Origin of the sequence: Pseudarthrobacter sp. fls2-241-R2A-168, from assembly GCF_030209335.1 — a bacterium.
In the GTDB taxonomy this organism is placed as follows: domain Bacteria; phylum Actinomycetota; class Actinomycetes; order Actinomycetales; family Micrococcaceae; genus Arthrobacter.
On record NZ_JARVSG010000020.1, the window covers coordinates 1 to 4,838 of the forward strand.

Annotated in this window: 2 protein-coding genes and 1 rRNA gene; all 3 read right to left on the reverse strand. The window is 64.7% G+C overall.

Features of this window, described 5'->3' with window-relative positions; translation table 11 throughout:
• Positions 1-372: 372 nt before the first annotated feature.
• The 3 genes from QRN11_RS13570 to rrf all read right to left on the reverse strand — a co-directional run bounded on the left by QRN11_RS13570 (position 373) and on the right by rrf (position 4,751).
• Positions 373-3,378: a glycoside hydrolase family 2 TIM barrel-domain containing protein gene (locus QRN11_RS13570; protein ID WP_285251395.1), complete on the reverse strand. Its 3,006-nt coding sequence runs from the start codon at positions 3,376-3,378 to the stop codon at positions 373-375.
• A 115-nt stretch (positions 3,379-3,493) separates the two neighbouring features.
• Positions 3,494-4,501 (reverse strand): LacI family DNA-binding transcriptional regulator, encoded by a 1,008-nt coding sequence (locus QRN11_RS13575; RefSeq protein ID WP_285251396.1) that lies wholly within the window; start codon positions 4,499-4,501, stop codon positions 3,494-3,496.
• A gap of 133 nt (positions 4,502-4,634) precedes the next feature.
• Positions 4,635-4,751 (reverse strand): 5S ribosomal RNA (gene rrf / locus QRN11_RS13580).
• Positions 4,752-4,838 lie beyond the last annotated feature (87 nt).

Here is a 4,838-nt window from a genome sequence, read left to right on the forward strand (position 1 = left end):
AACAACAACCAGTCATGGATCGCTCCGGAGCAACTTTTCAAACTTACCCGATCCCAAGAAGCTTTGCAAATCAGCGTTTCCGCGACCCGCACTTCCCACAACCGCCCCTACCCAAAATCCGGCACGCCAGCAGGCGAACCATTTTCAGGCTGTTTGTCAGGGGATTGGCCGCAATCTTTCCGCATCAGCGGCGGCGACTCAGAAAACAATACACCCCCTTCGCCACCCCCGCAAATCCACCACCAACCCCACCCCACACCACCCAAAACCCCCAAAAACCAAGGAATTACAGGCCCATCAACGCCCCAAAGACCCCAAAACGCCCACCAATAGCCACTATGCACTGCCTCACATTGGCGCGGGGCCGGCGAGCTAGCGGACAGAGAGTACCAGGGTGAAGTCTGCGGCCCGGGGCTTCAGCCGATACTGCTCCAGGACGCCTGGGCCGCAGGCCGCTGTCCCCACTCCCCGGAGGGCATGGTCCAGGTAGATGTAGGTCCGCCCATCCGCCTTCAGGTCCAGCTGGTGGTTTGCCCTGTCCAGTACCTCCTGGCTGTAGGGCCGGACGGTCAGGGCAAAGGGCTCGCCCGAAACCTCAAGCGTGGCGCCACCCATCTCAAGTGCGGCCCACCGGACTCCGGTCCGCGCCCCCGACTCCTGCGGTCGAACGTAGTCAACATCCATCTCCGCCGCCGGCAGTGTGAACCACCCGGTCCGTGCCCCCTGCCCCGTGTCCGGGTAGCTCTGGTGCGGTCCTTTGCCGAACCAGGTCACAGACGTGGCCGGATCAGCCAGGACGAGTTCCAGTCCGATCCGAGCCCATTCGACCTCAAAGCCCCCGTTAATCCAGGCGCCGTCGGGCCGGACCTGCGTCCGGAGCGCGACGGCGTCGCCGTCGCTGGTCCAGGTGTAGTCCACAAACACGCCGTACTGCTTATCGGCTGCGCTCACGCGCGTGCGCACCGTCAGCGCTTCCCCACCTTCAGGACCGGCCTCCGAGGTGATTCCGAGCAGCCGGGCATGGAGCAGGTTCAGCCTGGCGTCCTTCCACTGCGTGGCGAGCGGGCGCTCGTCAACAGCGCCCCATTCCCTGCCCAGGTCGTTGTCCGTGGGTGGCCGCCACAACGTCAGGGAGAGCTTCTCCACGGGTATTCCGCCAATGGACGTGGGCATTCCGGTGATCCGGCTGAAGAGCACTGGCCCCAGCTCAAGTTCGGCGTCCTTGACGCGGAGCGGCTCAACCGGCGCAGGCCCTTCAGGAGAAACGCCTGCGTGGACGGATTGCCCCCACGCAACTTCGTGCCCGGCGGGAGCCCAGGCCGTTTCAGCGGCGAGGACCGCACTCACGGTCAGGACTGCAGTGCGGTCCTTTATCCCCGAAGCCAAAGCCGGAAGCGGCACAGTTGCCTCATTCTGAGGCGGCGCAACCTCCACGGTCCCGACGTCGTGCGTGCCGCCGTCGGCCTCTACCTTGTACCGGAAGCTGAACGCGGAGGTGTCAGCGAAGTCCTGGCCGTTGCGGACGGTGAAGCCGGACCAGTCCTCCGCCACCGTGATGCGCAGGGGCTCCACGACCTTCTTGAAGTCGAGCAGGCCCGGCCTCGGGTTACGGTCGGCGTCCACCAGGCCATCGGTCACAAAGTTGCCGTCGTGGACTTCCTCGCCGAAGTCACCGCCATAGCCATAGTGCTGGCGTCCGTCCGGGGACGTGATGGTGATGCCGTGTTCGAGCCACTCCCACACGAAGCCGCCCATCAGGCGCGGATACTTCTCGAAAAGCTCCTGGTACTCCGTCATGCCGCCGGGGCCGTTACCCATGGCGTGCACATATTCGCAGAGCACAAAAGGCATGGACCGGCGTCGGGCATCCAGCGCGGCATCGTCCAGGGGCGGCTCAATTCCTTGTCCGATCAGGGCCGTTTCCGCCTGGCTGGCGTACATGCGGGAGTAGACGTCCACGTGTTCAGAGGACCAGTCGCCCTCGTAGTGGAGGGGGCGGGACGGATCCCGGTCCTTGGCCCAGCGCGACATGCCCGCGAGGTTCCTGCCTGTGCCGGCCTCGTTGCCGAGCGACCACATGATCACCGCCGGATGGTTCTTGTCCCGTTCCACCGTGCGGCGCATCCGGTCAACCAGGGCCTCTTTCCACTGCGGGTCATCGCTCGGGTTCTGCGCCCAGCCTGCACTCTCAAAGCCGTGGGTCTCGAGATCGCACTCCAGCACCACGTAGAAGCCGAGCCGGTCTGCGAGGGCCAGGAAGTCGGGGTGCGGCGGGTAATGGGACGTCCGGATTGCATTGATATTGTGCTGCTTCATCAGCCGCAGTTCGGCCTCCACAACGTCCTGCGGCACCACCCGGCCAAGCCGCGGGTGGTGCTCATGGCGGTTGACGCCGCGCAGCAGGATCCGCCGCCCGTTGACCTTGAACTGCGCGTCTTCGATGGCAATGCTGCGGAAGCCGACCTGCAGCGTTACGGTCTCGCCAGGGGCGCTGATGGTTGCCTCATAGAGCCGCGGCATTTCGGCGGACCACGGTTCGACGGCGGGGATTCGCACCTCAGTCCCGGCCTGCAGTTCCAGGTTCAGCTCGGGAACGCGGACGACGGCGTCAATCGCCTGTCCGCCCCGGCTCGCCTCCACTTTGAGGGTGCCTTCGCCGGTGCGGTGATCGTAGCCGGCGTGGACAAAAGCATCGTCGATGCCGTCCACGGGCCGGGCCTGGAGCGTGACGTCACGGAAAATACCGGGCAGCCACCACATGTCCTGGTCCTCCACATAGCTGGCGGCCGAGAACTGCGCCACCCGCACGGCAAGGATGTTCCTGCCCTGTTTGAGGATTCCGGTCACATCGAATTCGTGAGCCAGCCGGCTTCCGCGGGTAGTGCCGAGTTCCACGCCGTTCAGCCATACCGTTCCTGCAGATTCGATGCCGTCGAAACGCAGCAGCGCGTGCGGAAGGAATTCGGGGCCGGCCTCGAAGACCACAACATGGTCGCCGATGGGGTTGGTCTCCGGGACGTGCGGCGGCTCCACAGCGAACGGGAACTGCACGTTCGTGTACGCAGGAGCACCGTGCCCATGCATTGGCCAGCTGGACGGCACGGGCAGGCCGGCAAAGCCCTCCAGGTCATCCCCGAGCTGCCAGCCATCTTCCGGAGCCACCCGGATTCCCGGGCTACGCCGGAACTGCCATTCCCCATTCAGTGACAACCGGGGAGCGTCGCTGTGCAGGTAGGCCCGTGCCGGAAGGGTTCCTTTGCCCGGTTGGAAGGAAGCCAGATCCGCGGTGGCTTCGGCACCAACCTCCAGATTGCGGGGCTGCCCCGTGGGGCTTCCAAGGGAGTTGCCGGCGGGAACGGAAGGGGAGTGAACTGACATGGGCTTCCTTGCTTCATGGGTTTGTCCGGGGCGGCAGGGCGCTGGGTGAAGTGATTGCGTGAACGTTCACGTCGTTGAGTTCAGCCTACCGGTTGTTGCCAGCTTTGAGTAGGGCTCAGGCAGATTGCCGAAGCACCAGCTGATGTTTGAGAATCAAGCTCGCCTCATCACTCGACGCTTTGATGGCCCCGCTGAGGAGATTATCGACGAGGTCGACGGCGGACTGCCCCACCGCCCTCAAGTCCAGTGCCAGCGTGGTCAGCTCCGGCGTCAAGAGTTCGCCCAGGGGTATGCCGTCCATCCCGATCACCGCACAGTCCTCAGGAACGGCCCTCCCGGCGTCGTGCAGGCCTTTCATGGCCCCCGCTGCCATCAGGTCATTGAACACCAGGAGCCCGTCGATCCCGCCGTCTTCTTCAAGCAATGCGCGGAGGGCTTCGCGGGCGGCCGGGGCGGAATCGAGGCACTGGCCGACGATGAGTTCAATGCCGGCCGCGGCCGCCGCAGCCGCAACGGCAGCGCCACGGGTGGTGGCAGTACCCTCCTGGTCTGAATCAAGGTAGGCAACCCGCCGGCGGCCTTCGGACATGAAGCGCTGGAGTGCCAGCCCCGCGCCATAGGAGTAGTCGAAGGAGATGCCGCCCGCCGCCTGTCCCGCGGGGTAGTCAAGCACCACCACGGGGCGCCTGCCCATCATGGCCTGAGCATCGCTGGAGCAGGCCCCGAGGTATCCGATCAGTGCATCCACCTGCGGCGCCAGTCGGGCTACTGCATCCAAGCCGCTCCCGCTGCCGTGGCCAAAATCATCAACCACCACATTCCAGCCGCGCTGGGTGGCTTCTTCCACCACGCTGGAAGCGAAAGCGGGGAAGTACGGATTAGTGAGGTCCGGGATGGCAAGCCCGAGGGAGATCCGGGCTCCCTGCACCAGGCCCTTCGCGAAGCGGCTGGGGGTGTATCCGAGCTCGGCTGCGAGTTGCTGGACGCGTTCCCGTGTGGCCGGGCTGATCCCTGGCATATCGTTCATTGCGCGGGTCACGGTCTGGCGTGAAACCCCCGCGGCTGCCGCAACGTCGAGGATAGTTGCTCTTCGGATGCGGGATTCGCGGGAGCTGGAGGCCATGACGGTAAGTCTAGGCGGGCCAGGGTGGCCCCCACGCCTGGTTTCTGCCGTGATGCCCGTCCCGGCAGTGGCGTTTGTTGTGTTAAATGTGGGAGGCCCCAACCGTGATGGTTGGGGCCTCGACCTAATGGTTGTCCGGCGGTGACCTACTCTCCCACACCCTCCCGGGTGCAGTACCATCGGCGCTGTGGGTCTTAGCTTCCGGGTTCGGAATGGGACCGGGCGTTTCCCCCACGCTATGACCGCCGTAACCCTTGTACCCGACCCCCTGTGATACTGCTTTGGGGGTGGGAAAACTGTGGTTACAACATTGTGGTGTTGTTATTGTGTTGTGTTT

Coding starts and splice junctions, on each gene's coding strand:
- QRN11_RS13570 (WP_285251395.1), bottom strand. CDS start 3,378: ATGTCAGTTCACTCCCCTTCCGTTCCCGCCGGCAACTCCCTTGGAAGC.
- QRN11_RS13575 (WP_285251396.1), bottom strand. CDS start 4,501: ATGGCCTCCAGCTCCCGCGAATCCCGCATCCGAAGAGCAACTATCCTC.